At 67.7% G+C, this 21,772-nt stretch carries 21 protein-coding genes; 11 read left to right on the top strand and 10 right to left on the bottom strand.

The window, feature by feature from the left end:
- The first annotated feature begins 44 nt into the window (after nucleotides 1-44).
- Together recA and OVA31_RS21665 are read left to right on the top strand one after the other, a co-directional pair.
- Nucleotides 45-1,088 (top strand): recombinase RecA, encoded by a 1,044-nt coding sequence (gene recA / locus OVA31_RS21660; RefSeq protein WP_161059303.1) that lies wholly within the window; start codon nucleotides 45-47, stop codon nucleotides 1,086-1,088.
- Nucleotides 1,057-1,620, top strand: coding sequence for a regulatory protein RecX (locus OVA31_RS21665; RefSeq protein WP_420714097.1), 564 nt, complete (start codon nucleotides 1,057-1,059; stop codon nucleotides 1,618-1,620). Before recA ends, OVA31_RS21665 begins: the two co-directional genes overlap by 32 nt.
- A 45-nt stretch (nucleotides 1,621-1,665) precedes the next feature.
- On the opposite strand, the gene OVA31_RS21670 is transcribed toward OVA31_RS21665, so the two are convergent.
- The 4 genes from OVA31_RS21670 to OVA31_RS21685 are packed head-to-tail and all read right to left on the bottom strand — an operon-like array spanning nucleotide 1,666 to nucleotide 5,018.
- On the bottom strand, nucleotides 1,666-2,559 hold the full coding sequence (locus tag OVA31_RS21670; protein ID WP_267628620.1) for an amino acid ABC transporter permease: 894 nt from the start codon (nucleotides 2,557-2,559) through the stop codon (nucleotides 1,666-1,668).
- Nucleotides 2,556-3,239 (bottom strand): amino acid ABC transporter permease, encoded by a 684-nt coding sequence (locus OVA31_RS21675; protein ID WP_267628621.1) that lies wholly within the window; start codon nucleotides 3,237-3,239, stop codon nucleotides 2,556-2,558. Before OVA31_RS21675 ends, OVA31_RS21670 begins: the two co-directional genes overlap by 4 nt.
- A 20-nt stretch (nucleotides 3,240-3,259) precedes the next feature.
- Nucleotides 3,260-4,288: a glutamate ABC transporter substrate-binding protein gene (locus OVA31_RS21680; RefSeq protein WP_267628622.1), complete on the bottom strand. Its 1,029-nt coding sequence runs from the start codon at nucleotides 4,286-4,288 to the stop codon at nucleotides 3,260-3,262.
- A gap of 1 nt (nucleotide 4,289) precedes the next feature.
- Nucleotides 4,290-5,018: an amino acid ABC transporter ATP-binding protein gene (locus OVA31_RS21685; protein ID WP_190268388.1), complete on the bottom strand. Its 729-nt coding sequence runs from the start codon at nucleotides 5,016-5,018 to the stop codon at nucleotides 4,290-4,292.
- A 156-nt stretch (nucleotides 5,019-5,174) separates the two neighbouring features.
- Here OVA31_RS21685 and miaB point away from each other — a divergent pair, with 156 nt between their 5' ends.
- Entirely contained in the window at nucleotides 5,175-6,755 is a 1,581-nt protein-coding gene (gene miaB / locus OVA31_RS21690) for a tRNA (N6-isopentenyl adenosine(37)-C2)-methylthiotransferase MiaB (protein ID WP_420714098.1), read from the top strand.
- The gene (locus OVA31_RS21695; RefSeq protein WP_267628623.1) at nucleotides 6,755-7,408 is read left to right on the top strand and encodes a hypothetical protein; all 654 of its coding nucleotides are present in this window, start codon (nucleotides 6,755-6,757) and stop codon (nucleotides 7,406-7,408) included. Before miaB ends, OVA31_RS21695 begins: the two co-directional genes overlap by 1 nt.
- A 21-nt stretch (nucleotides 7,409-7,429) precedes the next feature.
- Here OVA31_RS21695 and OVA31_RS21700 read toward each other — a convergent pair whose 3' ends face one another.
- Nucleotides 7,430-8,854, bottom strand: a complete 1,425-nt coding sequence (locus OVA31_RS21700) for a DUF349 domain-containing protein (RefSeq protein ID WP_267628624.1) — start codon at nucleotides 8,852-8,854, stop codon at nucleotides 7,430-7,432.
- A gap of 195 nt (nucleotides 8,855-9,049) precedes the next feature.
- On the opposite strand from OVA31_RS21700, the gene OVA31_RS21705 reads away from it, so the two are divergent.
- The 4 genes from OVA31_RS21705 (at nucleotide 9,050) to hflX (ending at nucleotide 13,265) form a co-directional block, all read left to right on the top strand.
- The gene (locus OVA31_RS21705; protein ID WP_267628625.1) at nucleotides 9,050-9,775 is read left to right on the top strand and encodes a hypothetical protein; all 726 of its coding nucleotides are present in this window, start codon (nucleotides 9,050-9,052) and stop codon (nucleotides 9,773-9,775) included.
- Entirely contained in the window at nucleotides 9,772-10,683 is a 912-nt protein-coding gene (gene miaA / locus OVA31_RS21710) for a tRNA (adenosine(37)-N6)-dimethylallyltransferase MiaA (protein WP_267628626.1), read from the top strand. The genes OVA31_RS21705 and miaA overlap by 4 nt, the downstream gene beginning before the upstream one ends.
- Before the next feature lie 48 nt (nucleotides 10,684-10,731).
- The gene (gene dapF / locus OVA31_RS21715) at nucleotides 10,732-11,679 is read left to right on the top strand and encodes a diaminopimelate epimerase (RefSeq protein WP_420714099.1); all 948 of its coding nucleotides are present in this window, start codon (nucleotides 10,732-10,734) and stop codon (nucleotides 11,677-11,679) included.
- Between the two features lie 74 nt (nucleotides 11,680-11,753).
- On the top strand, nucleotides 11,754-13,265 hold the full coding sequence (gene hflX, locus OVA31_RS21720; RefSeq protein ID WP_267628627.1) for a GTPase HflX: 1,512 nt from the start codon (nucleotides 11,754-11,756) through the stop codon (nucleotides 13,263-13,265).
- A gap of 127 nt (nucleotides 13,266-13,392) precedes the next feature.
- Here hflX and OVA31_RS21725 read toward each other — a convergent pair whose 3' ends face one another.
- From OVA31_RS21725 to OVA31_RS21740, 4 genes are all read right to left on the bottom strand, one after another.
- The gene (locus tag OVA31_RS21725) at nucleotides 13,393-13,653 is read right to left on the bottom strand and encodes an HPr family phosphocarrier protein (protein WP_164308337.1); all 261 of its coding nucleotides are present in this window, start codon (nucleotides 13,651-13,653) and stop codon (nucleotides 13,393-13,395) included.
- A gap of 101 nt (nucleotides 13,654-13,754) precedes the next feature.
- Nucleotides 13,755-15,839, bottom strand: coding sequence for a PTS fructose transporter subunit IIABC (locus OVA31_RS21730; protein WP_267628628.1), 2,085 nt, complete (start codon nucleotides 15,837-15,839; stop codon nucleotides 13,755-13,757).
- A 103-nt stretch (nucleotides 15,840-15,942) separates the two neighbouring features.
- Nucleotides 15,943-16,908 carry a 1-phosphofructokinase family hexose kinase gene (locus tag OVA31_RS21735; protein WP_267631644.1) on the bottom strand — a complete coding sequence of 322 codons (966 nt, stop codon included), beginning with the start codon at nucleotides 16,906-16,908 and terminating at the stop codon, nucleotides 15,943-15,945.
- 38 nt (nucleotides 16,909-16,946) lie between these two features.
- On the bottom strand, nucleotides 16,947-17,717 hold the full coding sequence (locus OVA31_RS21740; protein WP_267628629.1) for a DeoR/GlpR family DNA-binding transcription regulator: 771 nt from the start codon (nucleotides 17,715-17,717) through the stop codon (nucleotides 16,947-16,949).
- 208 nt (nucleotides 17,718-17,925) lie between these two features.
- Here OVA31_RS21740 and OVA31_RS21745 point away from each other — a divergent pair, with 208 nt between their 5' ends.
- Nucleotides 17,926-19,596, top strand: a complete 1,671-nt coding sequence (locus OVA31_RS21745) for a putative PEP-binding protein (RefSeq protein WP_267628630.1) — start codon at nucleotides 17,926-17,928, stop codon at nucleotides 19,594-19,596.
- A gap of 17 nt (nucleotides 19,597-19,613) precedes the next feature.
- Here the strand turns inward: OVA31_RS21745 and lexA are convergent, their stop codons facing one another.
- Nucleotides 19,614-20,372, bottom strand: a complete 759-nt coding sequence (lexA, locus tag OVA31_RS21750) for a transcriptional repressor LexA (protein WP_267628631.1) — start codon at nucleotides 20,370-20,372, stop codon at nucleotides 19,614-19,616.
- Nucleotides 20,373-20,610: 238 nt separating this feature from the next.
- Here lexA and OVA31_RS21755 point away from each other — a divergent pair, with 238 nt between their 5' ends.
- Complete coding sequence (locus tag OVA31_RS21755; RefSeq protein WP_267628632.1) at nucleotides 20,611-21,162, top strand: LysM peptidoglycan-binding domain-containing protein; 552 nt, start codon at nucleotides 20,611-20,613, stop codon at nucleotides 21,160-21,162.
- A gap of 102 nt (nucleotides 21,163-21,264) precedes the next feature.
- Nucleotides 21,265-21,756 carry a transcriptional regulator NrdR gene (gene nrdR / locus OVA31_RS21760; RefSeq protein WP_267631645.1) on the top strand — a complete coding sequence of 164 codons (492 nt, stop codon included), beginning with the start codon at nucleotides 21,265-21,267 and terminating at the stop codon, nucleotides 21,754-21,756.
- Nucleotides 21,757-21,772: the final 16 nt, after the last annotated feature.

Consider the following 21,772-nt stretch of genomic DNA (forward strand, 5'->3'; position numbering starts at 1 on the left):
GACCACCTGGCCGGTCATCGGCCCCGAGTTCGGAGGAGAACCCCATGGCAGCAGCACCCCAGGACAGGGAGAAGGCGCTCGATCTGGCCCTCGCGCAGATCGACAAGAACTTCGGCAAGGGATCGGTCATGCGGCTCGGCGAGGAGACCCGTCAGCCGATCGCCGTCATCCCGACCGGCTCCATCGCGTTGGATGTGGCCCTCGGTATCGGTGGCCTCCCACGCGGTCGGATCGTGGAGGTCTACGGCCCGGAATCCTCGGGTAAGACCACCGTCGCCCTGCATGCGGTGGCCAACGCCCAGGCCGCAGGCGGTATCGCCGCCTTCATCGATGCCGAGCACGCTCTCGATCCCGATTACGCGGCCAAGCTCGGTGTGGACACCGACGCGCTGCTGGTGTCGCAGCCGGACACCGGGGAACAGGCGCTGGAGATCGCGGACATGCTGATCCGCTCCGGCGCGCTCGACATCCTGGTCATCGACTCGGTCGCCGCGCTCGTACCGCGTGCGGAGATCGAGGGTGAGATGGGCGACAGCCATGTGGGACTGCAGGCTCGCCTGATGAGCCAGGCGCTGCGGAAGATGACGTCCGGGCTGAGCAACTCGAAGACCACTGCCATCTTCATCAACCAGCTGCGCGAGAAGATCGGTGTCATGTTCGGCTCCCCGGAGACCACCACCGGCGGCAAGGCCCTGAAGTTCTATTCCTCTGTCCGGCTTGATGTCCGGCGTATCGAGACGCTCAAGGACGGCACCGATGCAGTCGGCAACCGCACTCGCGTGAAAGTGGTCAAGAACAAGGTTGCGCCGCCGTTCAAGCAGGCCGAGTTCGACATCCTCTACGGCCAGGGCATCAGCAAGGAGGGCTCGCTCATCGACATGGGCGTGGCCGAGGGGTTCATCCGCAAGTCGGGTTCGTGGTTCACCTACGAGGGCGATCAGCTGGGCCAGGGCAAGGAGAACGCCCGGAAGTTCTTGCTGGAGAACGACGACGTTCGGGATGAGATCGAGAAGAAGATCAAGGAGAAGCTGGGCATCGGGGCCGTCGTCGACGCCGATGAGGTCGCACCCGCCCCGGTGGAATTCTGATCGAGCCGTGAGCAGTACCACACCGGACCCCGAGGAACGGACCGGTCCCAGCGCATGGGACGCGGCACTCCGACTCCTCGGGGTCCGCTCTCGTTCCCGACAGGAAATGGCCGAACGGCTGACCCGCAAGGGTTTTGATGCCGAGACGGTGGACGACGTGATGATCCGACTGGAGAGACACCAGCTGGTCGACGACACCGAGTTCGCCAACGAATGGGTGCGGTCTCGGCACACTCATTCGGGCCGCGGGCGTGTTGCGCTCCGTCAGGAACTCCGCAAGAAGGGTGTCGACGCAGGCATCATCGAGGCCGCGCTCGACGACGTGGATCCCGACGACGAGCGTGCCGTCGCCGCCGGGCTCGTCGCCAAGAAGCTGACGCCCACGCAGATCGACCGTCTGCTCGCCGATCCCGCCTTGCGTGACACCATGTTCCGGCGGCTGGCGGGCATGCTGATGCGCCGGGGCTACCCACAGTCGATGGCCATCGAGGTCGTCACCGAGGCACTCGACGATGTGAACAGCGAGGTCTGACGATCACAGCGTGAACATCACGGCCGGTCCTCGACTCGAACCGGCCTACTTCGGCCCGAACGTCGGCAGATTCTCCATGGCCGCGAGGTCGGCCGCCTCGGCGTCGGGGACCACTCGCTTCGTCCGGCCCTGACGCAACCGCCGTTCGAGATAGGTGGCCAGCGACGACAACCCGAAGTTGATCACGATCATCACGATGGCGACCACGACCAGCGCGGGGAGGTAGTTCCCGTAGTACGACGCGGACTGGATGCCCGATCGGACCACCTCGATGTAGCCGATGGCGTATCCGAGAGCGCTGTCCTTCAGCGCGATGACCATCTGGGAGATCAACGCAGGCAACATCGCGGTCACGGCCTGGGGGAGCAGGACGATGCGCATCATCTGCGATTTGCGCAGGCCCAAGGCCATGGACGCCTCGGTCTGGCCCTTCGGGAGAGAGTTGATCCCGGAACGGAGGATCTCGGCGATCACCGAACCGTTGTAGAGGGTCAGGCCGGTGACCACGGCCGCGAATGCCAGTTGTGACGACGGGAAGATCGCGTAGTCGGCGAACAGGTAGTAGGCGAAGATCATCAGGATCAGCACCGGGATCGCGCGGAACACCTCGACGAACAGTCCGGACAGCGCCCGTAGCCATCGATGATCGGACAACCGGCCGATGCCGAGGATCGAGCCGAGCAGCAACGCCAGGATGATCGAGAGTGCCGCCGCCTTCAGCGTGCCCCACAGGCCGGGCAGGATGTAGGTGGTCCAGGTGGTCGACTTGACGAAGGGATTCCACTTCTCCGACGTCAGCTGGTCGTTGCCGCCGAGGATGTAGAGCACGTAGGCGGCGATCGCGATCAGGATGGCGATGAAGACGATCGCGATGATGCGATTGCGCATCCGCGCCTTGGGGCCGGGTGCGTCGTAGAGGACGGTTGCGTTGGTGCTCATCGTTTCACCGCCAGTCGTTTGGCCAGATACCCGAAGACGAAGCCTTCGGTCAGCGTGATGATCATGAAGCCGATCGCGATGATCGCGAACACCGCGACGATCTGGTCGGAGAACGTCTCGAGCTCTTCTTTCATCAGCAGCGAGGCCTCGGCCACTCCGATGACAGAGGCGATCGTGGTGTTCTTGGTCAGGGCGATCAGCACACTGCCCAGCGGCCCGATGACCGAGCGGAGCGCTTGCGGCAGGATGATGATGCCGAAGACCTGCGGGAACGTGAGTCCCAGGGATCGTGCGGCCTCCGCCTGGCCGATCGGCACCGTGTTGAAGCCCGAACGTAGTGTCTCGCACACGAATGTCGCCGTGTAGAGCACGAATGCGAGGACCGCCAGCCAGAAGTTGTTGTTGTCGATGAAGCTCTCGTTGTCCGGTGCCAGGGTGAGACCGAGATTCTGGTACAGCCCGATGGAACAGAACAAGATGATCAGCGTCAGTGGTGTGTTGCGGACCACGTTGATGTAGACCTCGGAGAAGCCGCGCATCACCGGGACCGGGGACACCCGCATCGCGGCCAGCAGAGTGCCCCAGATCAGCGCCCCGATCGACGAGAAGAAGGTCAGTTTCAGCGTCACCCAGAAGGCGGGCCACAGTTGCGGCCCCATATCCGCCCAGAGTTCACTCATCGGCGATCAGCCCTTCCTCGTCAGCTCAGGCCCGGCGGGCACGGGGTGGAAGTGGAATCGAGGAACTCGAGATTCCCCGGATCGGGGGCGAACTTGTATTTCGAGTCCGGGCTGTCGGCCCGGGCGATCATCGAATCCACCGTCTCGTTGCCGATGGCGTCGCGGAGCGCCTGATCCCAGGGGGACTGGCCATCCGGGCCGGGGACGAGCATCGCATCTATCGCCTCGTTGACCTTGGCCACGGCATCGGGATACTCCTTGGCCATGCCGACCCCGTAATACTCGGTCGAGAACGGTGTGCCCGCCTTCTTCAGCGCGTCCTTCACACACGCGTCCTCCGGATAGGACATGCCCACCAGTTTGAACTCGTCGGGGAAGAAGTTGGCATACCCGGCGAGGATCACCTCGTCGGTGGTCAGGGCGTCGACCTTGCCGCGGCGCAGCGCCTCCACACACGATGAGTAGGAGTCGTATTCCTGCAACTGCACGTTGGGCAGCTGCGCCTTGACGTTCTGGGCGGGAGTCGACCCAGTGACCGAACAGAGCTTCTTCCCGGCGTTCAGATCGGTCAGGGAGGTGATCGAGTTGTCGTCCTCCCGAACGAGCAGCCCCTGATAATTGATCAGGTACGGCCCGGCGAAGGCCACCTCCTTGGCCCGGGCGGAGGTGATCGAGTAGGTGGCCGCGATCATGTCCACCTCGCCGTTGTCGATCAGGGTCTCGCGTTGGGCGGACGGTGTTTCGCGCCACCGGATCTCGGGATGCTTGACACCCAATGAATCGGCGATGTGATTGACGACGTAGGTCGAGACGGACGGATCGAATCCGGTGACGGACTTGTCCGGGTTCCGGATACCGAGGCCGGGCTGGTCGTACTTGGTGCCCAGGACGACCGAACCGCTGCGGATCGAGTCGAGCAGGTTCCGCGGATCGGTGTTGCCGCAGCCGGCCAGTGCTCCGGCGACCAGCGCGAGGGTGAGGGCGAGGATTCCGATTCCCGTGGCCCGGTGCGCACGACGAACCGACGTCGATGGTTTCGTGAACCCCATATCAGTGGCCCAGGATCTTCCCGAGGAAATCGCGGGCACGTTCGGATCGGGGATTGGAGAAGAAGCTCTCCGGGTCGGAATCCTCCACGATCGCACCGTCAGCCATGAAGATCACCCGATCGGCCGCCTTGCGCGCGAAGCCCATCTCGTGGGTGACCACGATCATCGTCATCCCCTCCTTGGCGAGGGAGACCATCACGTCGAGTACCTCGTTGACCATCTCGGGGTCGAGCGCCGATGTCGGTTCGTCGAAGAGCATGATCTTCGGCGCCATCGCGAGTGACCGCGCGATGGCGACACGCTGCTGCTGGCCGCCGGACAGCTGGGCGGGATACTTGTCCTTCTGGCTCTCGATGCCGACACGTTCGAGAAGTTCGAGCGCCCGTTTGTTTGCCTCGGCCTTGTTCTTCCTGCGCACCTTGGTGGGAGCCAGGGTCACATTCTGCAGGATTGTCTTGTGCGCGAAGAGATTGAAGGACTGGAACACCATCCCGACATCGGCGCGCAGACGGGCGAGATCCTTGCCCTCGTCGGGCAGTAGTTTGCCCTCGACGTAGATCTCACCGCTGTCGACGGGCTCGAGACGGTTGATGGTGCGGCACAGGGTGGACTTGCCCGAGCCCGATGGGCCGAGCACCACGACAACCTGCCCGGCCGGAACCTCGAGGTTGATGTCACGCAGCACGTGGAGTGATCCGAAATGCTTCTGAACGTCTTTCATGACGATCATCGGTTGCGAGCCGGACGTCGGTTCGGTCGTCGCGGGTTGCTCGATCGGCGAATCGGTCATAAGGAATCACCCTAGTGTGAGCGGGGCAGCGCGTCCTGTTCATCGGCCGTCCGAGTGTCGAAAGGCGGATTTGCGCAGGCCCGTACCCTGGGAGGCGTGAGTATCGAGTTGTCCGAGCGGCGTGGCGCCCCCGACGCCGGAGCCGGCATCGGGTCCGACGTTGCCGCTCCCGCCCGCAGCTATCAGGTGCGGACATACGGCTGTCAGATGAACGTGCACGATTCGGAACGTATCGCCGGCCTCCTGGAGGACGCCGGATACACCAAGGCGCCCGACGACGCCGATGCTGATCTGGTCGTGTTCAACACCTGTGCCATCCGGGAGAACGCGGACAACAAGCTGTACGGAAACCTGTCACATCTCGCGCCGGCGAAGTCGGAGCGCCCGGGGATGCAGATCGCGGTCGGCGGGTGCCTCGCGCAGAAGGACAAGGACACGGTGCTGCGCAAGGCGCCGTGGGTCGACGTCGTGTTCGGCACGCACAACATCGGTTCGTTGCCCGCACTGCTCGAACGCGCGCGACACAACGAGTCGGCACAGGTCGAGATCCTCGAATCACTCGAACGGTTCCCGTCGACGCTGCCCGCCAAGCGTGACTCGGCCTACTCCGGCTGGGTATCGGTCTCCGTCGGCTGCAACAACACCTGCACGTTCTGTATCGTGCCGTCGCTGCGCGGCAAGGAGGTCGACCGCCGGCCCGGCGACGTCCTGGCAGAGGTCCAGGCACTCGTCGACCAGGGCGTCAGCGAGGTGACCCTGCTCGGTCAGAACGTGAACGCGTACGGGATGTCTTTCGCCGATCCCGACCAGCCCCGCAACCGTGGCGCCTTCGCGGAGCTGTTGCGTGCCTGCGGGAGCATCGAGGGTCTCGAGCGCGTCCGGTTCACGTCGCCGCATCCGGCCGAGTTCACCGACGACGTCATCGAGGCGATGGCGGAGACGCCCAATGTCTGCCCGCAGTTGCACATGCCGCTGCAGTCGGGCTCCGACCGCATCCTGAAGTCGATGCGGCGCAGCTACCGGCAGCGCAAGTTCCTCGGCATCCTCGACAAGGTGCGGGCGGCGATGCCGGACGCCGCGATCACCACCGACATCATCGTCGGCTTCCCGGGTGAGACCGAGGAGGACTTCCAGCAGACACTCGACGTGGTCGCCGCGGCACGGTTCTCCAGCGCGTTCACCTTCCAGTACTCGCCGCGCCCCGGAACGCCGGCCGCCTCGATGCCGGACCAGGTCCCGCCCGAGGTGGTCGGGGAGCGCTATCGACGATTGATCGCCTTGCAGGAGGAGATCTGTCTCACCGAGAATCGGGCCATCGTCGGTCGTGAGGTCGAACTGCTCGTCGTCGCCGACGAGGGTCGGAAATCGGCCAACACCCGGCGGATGACCGGTCGGGCGCGTGACGGACGTCTCGTTCATTTCGCTGCGGGGGAGCGGGTCGGGAGCGATGTGATCCGTCCTGGTGACGTGGTGACGACCCACGTGACCGCTGCTGCCCCACACCATCTCATCGCCGATGCGGGGGTGGTGACGCACCGCCGGACCCGTGCCGGAGATGCCCACGAGACGAGCCGCACGCCTACGACGCCGCCGGTCGGAGTAGGACTCGGTCTACCGACGATCGGTGCGGTGCCTGTCGAACCGGTCGCCACCGGATGCGCAGGAGGTTGTGGCTGATGGCCGACACGAGTGACCGTCCAGAGGACGGAACGGGCAGCGGCGACGTACCCGCCGACCGCGACAGCGCGACCGATGCGGGCCGATTCGCGGAGTACGAAGGTGATCTGCGCAAGGCCGAACGCAAGGTCGCCGGTGAGATCGACCCCGGCATGCGCGCCCTCGTGGTCGCCGTGGCGGTCCTCGTGGCGATGCTCTCGCTCGTGCTGCCGCACACCGGTTCCGCGAGCGGAATCGACGTGCTGACGTTCTCCCCGGATGCGGTGGCCGAGCGGGTCACCATCACCTCGAAGGTGTTCGTCTACTTCGTCGCCATCTTCGGGATCGGCGCGTCGGTGCTCGCGTTGCTGACCCGTCGCTGGATCATCGCGTGGATAGCGCTGTGTGGCAACGCGATCGCGTGTGTCGCCGGAATGCTCGCCTGGTGGTCACGGAACACGCCGGGCGTCGGTGGCGTCCAACCGCCGTCGGGCGTCGGTATCGGGCTGATCATCGGGTGGCTGGCCGTCTTCGTGCTGACCTTCCACTGGGCCCGGGTCGTGTGGGCCCGCAGCACCTATCACCTGGCACTCGAGGAAGAGCGGCGCGAAGAGGCAGCGACCCGCGACGCCCTGGCGCGCTCGTTGCAGCGCAAACCCGGTCAGGACAGCTGAGAGTTCGGGAGAGCGGCCCGGTCAGCGGTCGGCGATCGCACTGGCCGCGGCGTCAGCCCACTCTTTCCACTGGGCCGCCTGGTCGCGGAGTTTGGCAGCGTCCTTGGCCTTGCCGCGCTCTTCGGCCTTGCGCGCCTGATCCTCGATCTGGGCCGCACGGTCCGCGAACTGCGCGGCCCTGGCCTGCGCCTCGGGGTCGGTGCGCTGCCACTGGGCGTCTTCGGCGTCGCGAATCCGCTTCTCCAGCGCACGGGCCCGGCCCTCGAGGCCGCTCATCTGTTCCCGGGGTACCTTGCCGATCTCATCCCACTTGTCGCGGAACGCCCGGAACTCGCGGCGCGCGGCGTCGAGATCCGACGACGGGTTGATGGTCTTCTCGGCGGCATCGAGGAGGGCGACCTTTGCGGTGGCATTGGCCGCGAACTCGCTGTCCCGCTCGGACGTGGCGGCGTTGCGTGCCGAGAAGAACACATCCTGGGCGGCCTTGAAGCGCTGCCACAAGGCGTCGTCGGCGTCGCGTGGGGCACGACCGGCCGCCTTCCATTCGGCGAGGAGCTCACGGAACTTGCCCGACGTCGGACCCCAGTCGGTGGAACCGGACAGTTCCTCGGCGCGCGCGATCAGCTCTTCCTTGCGGGCCTTGGCGCCGGCCCGCTCACGGTCGAGTTCGGCGAAATGGGCGCCGCGACGACGGTTGAAGGCGTCCCGCGCCTTGGCGTAGCGCTTCCACAGGGCATCGTCGGTCTTGCGATCGACCCCCTTGATGGTCTTCCACTCGTCGAGAATCGCCCGGAGCCGGTCGCCTGCCGCCTTCCACTGTGTGGAATCGGCGCCGATCTCCTCGGCCTCGGCGGCCAGCAGTTCCTTGCGCGCGATCGCCTCGGTGCGCAACCGGTCGCGCTCGGACTTGATCGAGTCGGCCACCTCGTCGGCACTCCCGACGATCAGGTTCAACCGCTCCTCGAGCGCCGCCACGTCGCCGAGGACCGCCGCGGTCGGCAGCGCGTCGAGCAGGTGTTGAGCGGCAGCCTGGGCTTTACGTGGATCGCCGGACCGCGCGGCCAGGCGTTCCTCGAGGATCTCCACCTCGGTGGCGAGGTCATCGAACTTGCGGGCGAAATGGGCGAGACCGTCCTCGACCGAACCCGCTTGCCAGGAACCGATCTCCCGTTCGCCGGAGGGCGCCTTGAGCCAGACCACACCGTCCGCGTCGATCCGCCCGAACTGATGCGGGTCCCCGTGTGGAACGGGGGTCGGCACCAGCGGCAACTCGCTGGGTCGGGGGTGCGGACCGGGCCGCGGACCGGGTTTCGGTCCCGGTCTCGGCCGCGGTCGCGGCGTCACTTCCTCCGCGGACGAAGACGGACCACCTGTCGCCGCGGTGTCGGCAGGGGTCGTCGACTCCGTCACCTCGGAGGCAATTGTCGGATCGGTCGGATCAGTCATGTGCAGGTGCCCTCTCCCGCAGGTTGGTTGCCGCGCGTCACGGCTGCCGTCGCATCGATACCTCTGTGGCGCCCGGCGTCGACACGGAGGTCTCCCCATTCAAACAGGTCAGAGCTCTTCGTGGGGCCGCTGCCACGACATTGCACCGCGATGCCGGTGCTGAGCGCGCCTCATCGCTCGACTAGCGTCGTGGTCGTGCTGGCGTCCGTGGTCTTCGTGCCGAGTGCTCCTTTGCTGGTGCCGGCTCTGGCCGGCCGCCTCGCCGTCGACACCGACGAGGTGCGCGCAGCGACCCGGGCGGCGGGCCGAGATCTGGCCGGGACGGCGTCGACGTGGATCGCGATCGGCGCCACCGATACCGACGTCGACCAGGTCGGCACGGCCGGGACGTTCCTGCCGTACGGGGTCGATGTGCCGGTGTTCCTCGACGCGGCTGACGTCGGTGGTCGAGCGGACGACACCCGCGGCCTGCCGTTGTCGTTTCTGATCGCGGGCTGGCTCCGTGCCGAGGCCGGGGCAGAGGTCGTCACGCCCGTCCCGGTGACACCCGGCGCGACACCTGCCCGGTGTGCGCAACTGGGTGCCGAGCTCGCCGGCCGTGTGGACGGCGAGTCGGAGCCGATCGGCGTCCTCGTGGTCGGCGACGGCGCGATCTCGTTGTCGCCGCGGGCTCCCGGCGGCGGCCTGCGGGAAACCGCCGTGCGTCTGCAGCAGGTCATCGACGACGCGCTCGGCACCGCCGACGCCGCAGCACTCGCCGGGCTCGATCCCGAGGTATGCGCGGCCGAGGGCGTTGGCGGGCGACCGGTCTGGCAGGTCGCGGCAGCGCTGTGCGCCGGTCGTCGGATGCACGGCGAACTCCGATATGCCCGCGCGCCCTTCGGGGTCGGTTACGTGGTCGCGGTCTGGACTCCGCAATGACCACTCCGATCCCGGTTGCGGTCCTCGGTCCCACCGCGAGCGGCAAGTCGGATCTCGCACTCGATCTCGCGGAGCGACTCGACGGCGAGATCGTCAACCTCGACGCGATGCAGCAGTACCGCGGGATGGACATCGGCACGGCGAAACTGACGGTGGCGGAGCGTCGAGGCATCCCGCATCACCAGATAGATGTCCTCGACGTGACCGAGACGGCGACCGTCGCGCGGTATCAGCAGGCCGCCACGGACGACGTCCAGACGCTGCTCACGGCGGGCCGGACCCCGATCCTGGTCGGCGGGTCGATGATGTACATCCAGGGGCTGCTGGACAATTGGCGGTTCCCGGCGACCGACGCCGATGTCCGGGCGAAATACGAGGCGATGCTCGCCGACGACGGCGTGGCCCGTCTCCATCAGCGTCTCGCCGAGGTCGATCCGCAGGCGGCGGCGTCCATCCTCGCCACCGATGGCCGACGGATCGTGCGTGCCCTCGAGGTCGTGGAGATCACCGGTGAACCGTTCGCGGCGTCGGCACCCACCATCGGAGACCCGCGGTGGGGTACGCGAATCCTCGCACTCGACCGGGAGACCGGCGCCCTGGACGAGCGGATCCGGTTGCGCACCCGCCAGATGTTCGCCGGTGGGCTGGAAACGGAGGTGCGCGACCTCTGCGAGGTCGGATTGCGCGAGGGCCGGACGGCCTCCCGGGCCATCGGATATGCACAGGTCCTCGCGGCTCTCGACGGCGAACACGACATGGCGACGGCCGAAGAGCTCACCTTCATCGGGACGCGGCGCTACGTTCGCCGGCAGCGTTCGTGGTTCCGCCGCGACCATCGCATCATGTGGCTCGACGCTGCGGAACCCGACCTGGTCGGCGCCGCCCTCCGGGCGATCGGCCACGGCTGATCGGTGCGTGGCCAGGGGGCCCGAAGGACGGCCCGTACCCTGGATGGGGTGACGGCGACCCAGTCCACTGCACAGTCCACCGCCCGGCCCGGATCGGCCTCCGACCGTCGGCGTTTCGTGAAGGGGCACGGCACCCAGAACGACTTCGTCATCCTCACCGACCCGGCGGCAGACCTCGAATTGACCGAGCCCGTGGTGGCCGCGCTGTGCGACCGTCGGCGCGGCATCGGCGCGGACGGCCTGCTGCGGGTGGTGCGCTCGGCGGCGCTGGTGGAGCGGGGAGTGCTGACTGCGCTGCCCGACGGCGTCGGACCAGACGACTGGTTCATGGACTACCGCAATGCCGACGGATCGATCGCGGAGATGTGCGGGAACGGCGTGCGGGTGTTCGCCCACCACCTGCGGGCCTCGGGCCTGGTCGCCGACGACGCGTTCACCGTCGGGTCGCGCGCAGGTGCCCGACCGGTGATCGTGCACAGCCACGACGAGGTCCGCGCTGACGTGACCGTCGAGATGGGGCAGGTGCGTCTGACCGGCGAATCGTTGGTGCGGATCGGCGACGACGCGTATCGCGGTGCGATGGTCGACGTGGGCAATCCGCATCTGGCCTGCGTGGTGCCGGACATGACCGCCGCCGACCTGGCGGCTGTCGACTTCACCGCGGGGGTCGAGATCGACAGCCAGGCCTTTCCGCACGGTGCCAACGTTGAGCTGGTGACGCCCGCCGGACCTGTCGACGAACGAGGCCGACTACCTGCGGCGATGCGAGTGTTCGAGCGCGGTGTGGGCGAGACGCGCAGTTGCGGGACCGGTCTGGTGGCGGCGGGCGCCGCGATCCTGGCCGCCGGCGACCAGTCCACCGGCACTCTCTGCATCACCGTGCCAGGTGGTCGCGTCGAGGTGGATATCCGGGCCGACGGGTCCCACCTGCGCGGACCATCGATGCTGGTCGCCGACGGTGAACTGCGGACCGGTTGGGACCGACTTCAGGACTGATCTCCTGGCCACCCGGCGGTCACCGGAAAACCAGGTGCTGTGCAGTCCCATGACGTGAGATCATGGTCTTGCCTATGACCGAATCAGCATCCACACCATTTTCCCTGTCCACCCCGGACGACGACGATCTCACCGATCTCCCCGAGACCGCCACCGAGCCGGGCACCGGCCGCGACATCCTCCGCGGTCTGGCACAACCCACGACGGGTGAGCTCCAGCTCTCCGAGCGCGCCTCTCTGCAGCGTGTCGCCGGATTGTCGACCGAACTCACCGACGTCACCGAGGTCGAATACCGGCAGCTGCGACTCGAACGCGTCGTTCTGGTCGGTGTCTGGACCGAGGGCAGCGCCGCCCAGGCGCGCGCCAGCATGGTCGAACTCGCCGCACTGGCCGAGACGGCCGGCTCGGAGGTTCTCGACGCGCTGATCCAGCGGCGGTCGCGGCCCGACTCGGCCACCTACATCGGGTCCGGCAAGGCCGACGAACTCCGCGAGGCCGTGCTCACCTCCGGCGCCGACACGGTGATCTGCGACGGTGAACTCACCCCGGCTCAGCTCACCGCGCTGGAGAAGATCGTCAAGGTCAAGGTCATCGACCGGACCGCATTGATCCTCGACATCTTCGCCCAGCACGCGACGTCGCGCGAGGGCAAAGCCCAGGTGTCGCTCGCCCAGATGGAGTACATGCTGCCCCGACTGCGTGGGTGGGGCGAGTCGATGTCGCGCCAGGCGGGTGGTCGCGCGGGAAGCAACGGCGGTGTGGGTCTGCGTGGTCCGGGCGAGACGAAGATCGAGACGGATCGTCGGCGCATTCGCGAACGAATGGCGAAGCTGCGCCGGGAGATCCGCGGGATGAAGAAGTCGCGCACCGTGATGCGCGCGGCGCGCGAACGCAACGCCATCCCTCGATTGACGGTCGCCGGGTACACGAACGCCGGCAAGTCGAGTCTCGTCAACGCGATGACCGGGTCCGGCGTCCTCGTGCAGGACGCACTGTTCGCCACCCTAGACCCCACCACCCGTCGCGCCACCCTCGACGACGGCCGCGCAGTGGTGTTCACCGACACCGTCGGTTTCGTGCGGCACCTGCCGACGCAGCTCGTCGAGGCGTTTCGGTCGACACTGGAGGAGGTGGTCGACGCCGACCTGGTCCTGCACGTCGTCGACGGTGCGGATGCCTTTCCTGCCGAACAGATCTCGGCCGTGCGTCAGGTGATCAACGAGGTCGTCGCCGAGGAGGACGCCGCGCCGCCGCCGGAACTGTTGGTGATCAACAAGATCGACGCCGTCGACGCCACCAGGATGGCCGAACTGCGTGGGGCGTTCGGTGATGCGGTGTTCGTGTCCGCGCGCACCGGTGAGGGCTTGCCCGAGCTGTTCGACCGGCTCCGCGAGTTCATCGGCCGCTCCGACGTGGAGCTGACGATCGACGTGCCGTACACCCGTGGTGACGTGGTGTCGCGGATTCACGAGGAGGGCGAGGTGCTGTCGAGCGAACACACCGCGGACGGCACCCGGATGCGAGTGCGCGTCCCGGCAGCCTTCGCAGGCGCGCTCGACGATCTCACGGTGACGACCTCACGGTGAGGTAGCCATCCGCCGAGCGTGCGCAGAAATCCGCCGAGCGTGCGCAGGCAGTGATGCCCACGCACGCTCGACGGGATTCTGTGCACGCTCGACGGGAAACCGGGCACCGCTCGGGAGGGCTCCGGCCTCAGTCGGCGTCGAGGTCCTTGGCGACCAGGGTGGCAATCGCATCGAGGGTGTTCTGATCCTCGGCCGTGACCACGACGTTGGTGCCCTTCTCGGCGCCGAGAGTCATGATCATCAGAGCCGAACCGGCATCCACCGGGTCTCCGCCCTCGAGGCCGATGGTGACCGCGGTGCCGGCGTCCGCGACCGCCTCGGCAATGATCGTCGCGGGACGGGCATGCAGGCCGACGGCGGATCCGACGGTGACGGTGGTGCTGGGCATGTGGGTGTCTCCTCACTCATTCGGTGGTGATGTCTGAATTGTGTCGCTGAGGACGATTGTGCACGCGTTCGCGGCGGCGGGGTGCGGCTTGACCGATCACCTCAGGCCGCAACGGCCTCCAGTTCGGGTACGGTTGTCGCCTCTTTTCGGGCGGTGCTCCATTGCTTGGCCGCGATGACGAGGAACGCGGACAACGCCGTACCGGCGGCGAGCGCCACCAGGAACAAGACCCAGTGGTTCATCGTGAAGAACACGAAGATGCCGCCGTGCGGGGCGCGCTGGGTGACGCCGAACGCCATGATCAACGCACCGGACAGTGCGCCGCCTGCCATCATCGACGGGATCACGCGGAACGGGTCGGTCGCCGCGAACGGGATCGCGCCCTCGGAGATGAACGACGCACCGAGCAGCCATGCGGCCTTGCCGTTCTCACGCTCGGGCTCGGTGAACAGCCCCGGGCGCAGTACGGTGGCCAGCGCCAGCGCGAGCGGTGGGACCATGCCTGCGCACATCACCGCGGCCATGATCTCCAGCTGCGCATTGCCGCCGATCGCGAGGCCCGCGGTGGCGAACAGATATGCCGCCTTGTTGACCGGGCCGCCGAGGTCGAAGCACATCATCAGGCCGAGCACGATGCCCAGGATGATCGCCGAGCCGCCGGACATGCTGTTGAGGCCGTCGGTCATCTGATCGGTGACCCATGCGAGCGGCTTGCCGAGCAGCATGTACAGGAGCACGCCGATGACCAAGCTGCCCAGCAGCGGGATGATCACCACCGGCATCAGCCCTCGCGCCCACTGCGGCAACGGGAGTCGGGCGATCCAGAAACAGGCGACGCCGGCGATGAGGCCGCCGACCAGACCGCCGATGAAGCTGGCACCGACGGCGACCGACACGAGACCCGCGACGAAACCGGGTGCGATACCGGGGCGATCGGCGATGGCGAACGAGATGTAACCGGCCAGGACCGGGACCAGCATGCTCATGGCGAGACCACCGACGGCGAACAACACCGCGCCGATGTATTGGCCGAGGCCGCCGGCAGGCAGATCCCACAGACTGTTGTTCAGCGCGATGAACTGTCCGTCGTTGAGCGCGCCGGACGTGTCGAGGGTCGAGTTCGCGATCTCGTAGCCGCCGAGGAACGGGAGAAAGGCGAGAGCCATGAGCAGGCCACCGGCGGCGACGAACGGGATCATGTAACTGACGCCGGTCATCAGTGCCTGCTGGACCTGCTTGCCGAAGCCGACGCCGCCGGCGTCCGCGGTGCTGTCCGGGACGCCGTCGCCGGAGCCCGCCACCACTGCGGCATTCGGATTGTCCGAGGCGGCAACCGCTTCGGCGATCATTGCGTCGGGCTCATTGATCGCCCGTTTGACGCCGGAGGAGATGACGGGCTTGCCGTGGAAACGCTCCTTGCCCTTCACCCCGACGTCGGTGGCGAAGATGACGGCGTCCGCGTTCGCGATCACCTGCGGATCGAATGCGGTTGTCGCCGACGACCCCTGGGTCTCCACGTGGAAGTCGATGTCGGCGCGTTCGGCCGCGTACTTGAGGGCATCTGCCGCCATGTAGGTGTGTGCGATCCCGGTCGGGCACGCGGTGATCGCGACGATCGACTTGCGTCCGGGGACAGTCGCATCCGGTGCCGGCGGCGGGGCGCCCGCCGCCGATGCCGGGGCGGTGGCCGCAGCGGTTGCCGCGGCAGTGGATGCCACCGGTTGTGCGGGTGCGGGATTGATCGCCTCGTCGACGAGTTGTACCACCCGCTCATCGCTCTCGGCCTCGCGCAGGGACGCGACGAAATCGGGGCGGACCAGCGATCGCGCAAGAGAGCTCAGCAGTTTCATGTGCTCGGATGCGCCGCCGGACGGCGCGGCGATGAGGAACACGAGGTCTGCCGGGCCGTCGGGTGCACCGAAGTCGACCTTGGCGGACAGCCGCGCCATCGCGAGACTGGCCTCGGTGACCGACTCGGCACGGGCGTGCGGGATCGCGATTCCACCGGGCAGCCCGGTCGCGGACTTCGCCTCGCGGTCGAGCGCCCCTCGAGTGAGGTCGGCGGCATCGGTCGTGCGGCCTGCCGCCTGGAGTGCTTCGGCGAGATAGCCGATCACGGCCGCCGGGTCGGCGCCCGCGTCGACGTCGAGACTCACCGTCTGCGTCGTGATGATCTGTTCGGACATCGGATTTCCTTCTACCTGGGGGTGTGCAGTCGTCGGGTTCGTGGTGGCTGGGTCGGGGCAGTCTGTCCGTCGAGGACGGGCCCGTGCGTGCGATCGTCGAGTGTCATCCGACCTGGGCGGCTCCGGAGAGGTCCGTGACCGCCACCCCGTCGAGATCGAGCTGACCTGGCGCGGGTGGCTGAGTGCCGGCGAGCGCGGTGGCCGCCGAGCCATAGGCGACCGCGGTCCGGAGCCGCTCCGGCTCGGTGGCGCCGCGGGACTCCGCGATCAGATACCCGGCGAGAGCCGAGTCCCCGGCGCCGACAGTGCTGCGCGGCACGATCGGTGGCGGGGTGGCGAACCAGGTCCCGGAGTCGGTGACCAGGATCGCCCCGGCCGCACCGAGGGTGGCGAGGATGGCGGCCCCGGTCCGGTCGACGAGAGTGCGAGCCGCGCTGACGAGCGGTGCGTAATCGCCTCGCGACGTCGCGGCGACGAGACCCGACGGGTCCACGCCGGTGGCCTCGGCCAGCTCCTCGTCGTTGGGCTTCAGCAGGTCCACACGACCCCGGACCGTCGCCGACAGCGGGCCGCCGGAGGTGTCCACTGCGACTCGGCAGTCCTGTCCGTCGAGCTCGTCGATGACGGTCCGGTACCAGTTGTCGGACGGCCCCGGCGGCAGTGACCCACACAGCGCCACCCAGCTTGCGCCGCGCGCGTTCTCGACAACCAGGTCGACGAGGGCATGTGCCTCGGCGGGGGACAGCCCGAAGCCGGGTGCGTTGATCTTGGTGGTCGTGCCGTCGGGATCGGCGACCGTGACGTTGGAGCGGACGTCGCCGTCGATCGGCAGGGCGAGGTAGGGGAGACCGACCGTGTCGAGCGCGGTGAGCAGTGGGTCGCCGGTCCGCGCGGGCAGGACGGCAAGCGTCGACAGCCCTGCCTCGGACACCACCCGCGCGACGTTGACGCCCTTGCCGCCGGGTTCGGCACGCACCGACGTCGCGCGCTGCACCTCACCGCGGCGCAGCGGTGCGGCGAGCTCGAGGGTGCGGTCGAGGCTCGGATTGGCGGTGACGGTCAGGATCACCGGCGGTGTTGATGGTTGTGTCATGGGGGTCCTCTCGGTCACGCGATCACGACGTCGATCCCGCGTGCCGACAGGGCCGCGGAGGTGACCGGGTCGATCCCGGCGTCGGTGACCAGCACGTCGATATCTGCGAGATCGGCGAACGAGGACAGGTCCTCACGGTCGATCTTTGATGAATCAGAAAGCACCACAACGCGATTGGCAACCCTCACGATGGCCGCCTTGATGGCGGCCTCGTCCGGGTCGGGGGTGGAGAGTCCGTGTGACTCGGTGATCCCGTTCGCGCCGACGAAGGCCGTCGAGATACGCAGTCGTTCCAGTGCCGCCACCGTCTCGGAGCCCACCGTCGCCTGTGTGAGTCCGCGGACCCGGCCTCCGAGGACATGCAGGTCCGACGAGTTGTGGCCGGCCAGCGCGGCCGCGATCGGGATGCTGTGGGTGATCAGGGTCAGACGGCGGTCACGTGGCAGGGCGAGGGCGGCCTGGAAGGTGGTGGTGCCGGCGTCGAAGAACACGGAACCACCGTCCGGTGGGAGGAACCGGATCGCCGCACGGCCGATGGCGACCTTCTCATGCGTGTGGGTCATCTGGCGTTCGTCGATGCCGAGCTCGCCGATCACCGGCGTGGAACCCGGCCGAACCGCGCCGCCGTGTACCCGCTGAAGATGTCCTGCGCGCTCGAGGGTTGCGAGATCCCGACGCACCGTCTCACTGGTCACGTCGAACAGCGTGGCCAACGCGGTGACCGACGCGCGGCCATTGGCCCGCACCTGATCGGCGATCGCCTGCTGACGTTCTTCGGCGTACACGGATGTCCTCGTCTGTTGGAATCTGTGGATTTCAATGTTGCTATATCTGTGTTTACGCCTGTTTATGTTGACAAGTCAAGGTTTTCTTGTAACTTGAATCACATAACTTTCAGTTACGGGCCCATTCCACATGCGCTCCGCTGCTCGATACAGGCCAGTGAGTCCGGGACGGGATCGGTTCCCGGACCGACGGACAGATAGGACTTCGGTGACACAGACACAGGTTTTGCAGGGGACACCGGTGGTGGCCGGAAAGGCCTTCGGTCCGGCCATCTGGCCGGGCGCCCGCCCGGAATACGACCCGAGCGCAGAGGACGCCGTCGCCGAGGACGAGCGTGAGGTCGAGACCAAACGCTTCACCGACGCCGCGGCGGCGGTGGCGGGACGGCTCCGGGAGCGGGCCTCGCATGCCTCGGGCGCCGCGTCGGAGGTGCTCGTGGCGACCGCCGGCCTGGCCGAGGACCGCGGTTGGGTCGGTGCGGCGTCGGCGTTGATCGCCAAGGGCACCCCCGCGCCGGCTGCGGCCGTGGCGGCGACCGAACAGTTCGCCGCGATGTTCACCAAGCTCGGCGGACTGATGGCCGAGCGGGTCACCGATCTCAACGACGTCCGCGATCGGGTGGTCGCCGAGTTGCTCGGGATACCCGAGCCCGGCGTACCGGAACCGCCCGTGCCGTCGGTGCTGCTCGCCGACGATCTCGCCCCGGCGGACACCGCCGGGCTCGATCCGACGCTGATCACCGCGCTCGTCACGCGTCTCGGAGGTCCCACGAGTCACACCGCGATCATTGCCCGCCAGTTGGGGATTCCATGCGTGGTGGCAGTGGGTGAGCTCGCCACCGTGGCCGTCGGCACCACGGTGCTCGTCGACGGCACGGCGGGCACTCTGGAGGTCGAACCCGACGAGGCGAGGGCGCTGGCCGGCGTCGACGAGAGTCGTCGCAAGGCCGCCGCGGTGGCGTCGTGGACGGGACCCGGGACGACCGCGGACGGGCATCCGGTCTCGGTGCTCGCGAATGTCGCCGACGGAGCGTCGGCACGAAACGCATCCGGTCATCCCGTCGAGGGTGTCGGATTGTTCCGCACGGAGCTGGCGTTCCTCGAGCGGGCCGAGGCCCCGACGATCGCCGAGCAGACAACGTTGTACCGCGAGGTGATCGACGCATTCGCCGATCAGAAAGTGGTGATCCGGACGCTCGACGCCGGGTCGGACAAGCCGCTCAAATTCGTGACCCAGCTCAACGAGGCCAATCCGGCGCTGGGTGTGCGGGGCAATCGCATCGCGATCGACCATCCCGAGATCCGCGCGGCGCAGCTCGATGCGATCGCAGCCGCTGCTCAGGAGAGCGGAGCCACGCCATGGGTGATGGCCCCGATGATCGCATCGCCTTCCGAGGCAGCGGAATTCGCGGGCGAAGTGCGGCGCCGTGGATTGATCGCGGGGGTGATGGTCGAGGTGCCCGCCGCTGCGATCCTGGCTCCCGCGATCATGGCGGAGGTCGACTTCGTCTCGATCGGCACCAATGATCTGACGCAGTACACGATGGCCGCGGATCGGATGTCCGCCGAACTCGCCACACTGACGGATCCGTGGCAGCCTGCGGCGCTGGCACTGATCGACATGGTTGCCCGCGCCGGTCAGGCGGCGGGCAAACCGGTCGGAGTGTGCGGTGAGGCGGCCGCCGACCCGCTGCTGGCATGTGTACTCGTCGGCATGGGCGTCAGTTCATTGTCCGCGGCGCCCGCCGCGGCTGCGCCGGTCGGGGCTCGCCTCTCGGAGGTGACCCTCGACCAGTGCCGGTCAGCCGCGCAAGCAGTGCTGAAAACCGCCGATCCCGCGGAGGCCCGTGCGGTCGCGGCCGCGGCGCTCGGTGGCTGACTCTCGGCCGCCGATCCTCACACGCGCCGCATCACGGTGACGACCTTGCCGAGGATCGCGGCCTCGTCGCCCGGGATGGGATCGAAGAGGTCGTTGTGCGGCATCAGCCACACGTGACCGTCCTTGCGCTTGAACGTCTTCACGGTGGCCTCGCCGTCGATCATGGCCGCGACGATGTCGCCGTTGTCTGCGACGTTCTGCTGCCGGACCACGACCCAGTCGCCGTCGCAGATGGCGGCGTCGATCATCGACTCGCCGACGACGCGCAGCAGGAACAGCGATCCCTCTCCGACCAGTTCTCGAGGTAGCGGGAACACGTCCTCGACGGCCTGCTCGGCCAGGATCGGTCCGCCTGCGGCGATCCGCCCGAGCACGGGCACGAACGTCGGTGTGGGCAATTCCTGACCGTCGGCCAGTCCGGCCGCCGCGCCGCCGGGCGGGGTGTGGTCGCCGTCCTGGATGTTGACCGCGCGCGGCCGGTTGTGGTCGCGCTTGAGCAATCCCTTGCGTTCCAGGGTGCGGAGTTGATGCGCCACCGACGACGTGGACGTCAGTCCGACGGCGTCGCCGATCTCGCGGATGCTGGGCGGGTAGCCACGCTCTCGCACGGACTGACGGATGAACTCCAGGACCCCGCGCTGCCGGGCGGTGAGAGCCGCCTCGGCGACCTCGGGTTCGGCGACGACGGGTGCCGGCTCCGACGAGTCGTCGGGGGCGTCTGCGGTCTCGTGGATCCCGCGGGTGGCTCCACGCCGCCCGCCGGCCTTGTCGCTCATCGCTGAGTCCTTCCTGTCGGCTGTTGCATCGTCGGCTGCCGCCGGAACCGGGTTCGCCTCGCAAAATCGCTGGTCGATCGGTTGTCTCACGGCCGAGGTTAACCGAACCTGCCGACAGGTTCAAACATTTGTTCGACGCGTGTCGAGACTTTGTCGGCGCAGCGTGCTACAAATCGAACATGCGTTCCATCGAACATGTGATCGAGGGAACGGTCGATTCGGATCCCAGGAGGACACGATGAGCACAGCCACCTTGACCCGCGAGACGTCCGTCCGCGAGACACCCGCGCGCCACGTGCCGAGCAGTGGCACCCTGACCCGCGAGACACCGGCGCTGGCGCCGCGACGGCCGGTCACCTCCGGCGTCGGTTCGCGTCCGAGGCGCGGCGCGAGGGTCGAGCCGACCCGTCCGGCCGACCGTCGTCCGGACGGTCGATACAACGCGGGCACGACGATCGTCGGCACCCGGTGTGCGGCACCGGCAGATGAGCGGCGGGTCTACGCACGACGTCGTGCGGCCGCGCTTGCCGTGCTGGTCGGGGGAGCGCTGGCCGCGCTCGTCTGGGTCGTCGCGATCGTCGGGTCGAACTACGCCGCGTCCGTCGCCCCGCAGCCGGTGGGCACCGAGGTGGTGCACGTCCGGCAGGGCGACACCCTGAGCTCGATCGCCGATCGGGTGGCGCCGGATCTGCCGCGCCAGTCGGTCATCGATCAGATCGTCGAGCGCAACGCCTTGGCCTCCTCGGGACTCCGGGTCGGTCAGGCACTGATCGCGCCCGCATACCGCTGAGCAACGGACGGTATTCTCATGGCACAGGTTCCAGCCGGAAACCGGCACGGCGTAGCGAGCATCCGGTGCGCCGGAGTGTCCCGAGACGTGCGTGAGGACAACATGCGCTGCCCGTTTTGTAAGAACGAAGACACCAAGGTCATCGACTCGCGTGTCGCCGATGAAGGGCAGGCGATCCGACGGCGCCGTTCGTGTGCGGAGTGTGGTCGCCGGTTCTCGACGGTGGAGAGCGCCGTGCTGTCGGTGGCGAAACGCAACGGGGTCACCGAACCGTTCAGCCGCGAGAAGGTGATGCGCGGAGTTCGTCGGGCCTGCCAGGGGCGTGCCGTGGCCGAAGACGCCCTCGCCCAGCTCGCGCAGCAGGTCGAGGATGCGGTGCGCGCATCCGGATCGGCCGAGATCCCCAGCAACGAGGTGGGATTGGCGATCCTCAAACCGTTGCGTGAGCTCGACGAGGTGGCCTATCTCCGATTTGCGTCGGTGTACCGCTCGTTCGACTCGCTCGAGGACTTCCAGCGCGAGATCGACGACCTGCAGGGCGACCTGACGCACGAGAAGACAGTGGACGCTGCGGGGCCGACCGTCTCCGAATGACGGCGTCGGAGCGGTG

Origin of the sequence: Gordonia sp. SL306 (assembly GCF_026625785.1) — a bacterium.
In the GTDB taxonomy this organism is placed as follows: domain Bacteria; phylum Actinomycetota; class Actinomycetes; order Mycobacteriales; family Mycobacteriaceae; genus Gordonia.

What these genes read in the sequence shown, in the direction of transcription:
- recA (WP_161059303.1), top strand. Translation starts at nt 45, where the DNA reads ATGGCAGCAGCACCCCAGGACAGGGAGAAGGCGCTCGATCTGGCCCTC.
- OVA31_RS21665 (WP_420714097.1), top strand. Translation starts at nt 1,057, where the DNA reads ATGAGGTCGCACCCGCCCCGGTGGAATTCTGATCGAGCCGTGAGCAGT.
- OVA31_RS21670 (WP_267628620.1), bottom strand. Translation starts at nt 2,559, where the DNA reads ATGAGCACCAACGCAACCGTCCTCTACGACGCACCCGGCCCCAAGGCG.
- OVA31_RS21675 (WP_267628621.1), bottom strand. Translation starts at nt 3,239, where the DNA reads ATGAGTGAACTCTGGGCGGATATGGGGCCGCAACTGTGGCCCGCCTTC.
- OVA31_RS21680 (WP_267628622.1), bottom strand. Translation starts at nt 4,288, where the DNA reads ATGGGGTTCACGAAACCATCGACGTCGGTTCGTCGTGCGCACCGGGCC.
- OVA31_RS21685 (WP_190268388.1), bottom strand. Translation starts at nt 5,018, where the DNA reads ATGATCGTCATGAAAGACGTTCAGAAGCATTTCGGATCACTCCACGTG.
- OVA31_RS21695 (WP_267628623.1), top strand. Translation starts at nt 6,755, where the DNA reads ATGGCCGACACGAGTGACCGTCCAGAGGACGGAACGGGCAGCGGCGAC.
- OVA31_RS21700 (WP_267628624.1), bottom strand. Translation starts at nt 8,854, where the DNA reads ATGACTGATCCGACCGATCCGACAATTGCCTCCGAGGTGACGGAGTCG.
- miaA (WP_267628626.1), top strand. Translation starts at nt 9,772, where the DNA reads ATGACCACTCCGATCCCGGTTGCGGTCCTCGGTCCCACCGCGAGCGGC.
- hflX (WP_267628627.1), top strand. Translation starts at nt 11,754, where the DNA reads ATGACCGAATCAGCATCCACACCATTTTCCCTGTCCACCCCGGACGAC.
- OVA31_RS21725 (WP_164308337.1), bottom strand. Translation starts at nt 13,653, where the DNA reads ATGCCCAGCACCACCGTCACCGTCGGATCCGCCGTCGGCCTGCATGCC.
- OVA31_RS21730 (WP_267628628.1), bottom strand. Translation starts at nt 15,839, where the DNA reads ATGTCCGAACAGATCATCACGACGCAGACGGTGAGTCTCGACGTCGAC.
- lexA (WP_267628631.1), bottom strand. Translation starts at nt 20,372, where the DNA reads ATGAGCGACAAGGCCGGCGGGCGGCGTGGAGCCACCCGCGGGATCCAC.
- OVA31_RS21755 (WP_267628632.1), top strand. Translation starts at nt 20,611, where the DNA reads ATGAGCACAGCCACCTTGACCCGCGAGACGTCCGTCCGCGAGACACCC.
- nrdR (WP_267631645.1), top strand. Translation starts at nt 21,265, where the DNA reads ATGCGCTGCCCGTTTTGTAAGAACGAAGACACCAAGGTCATCGACTCG.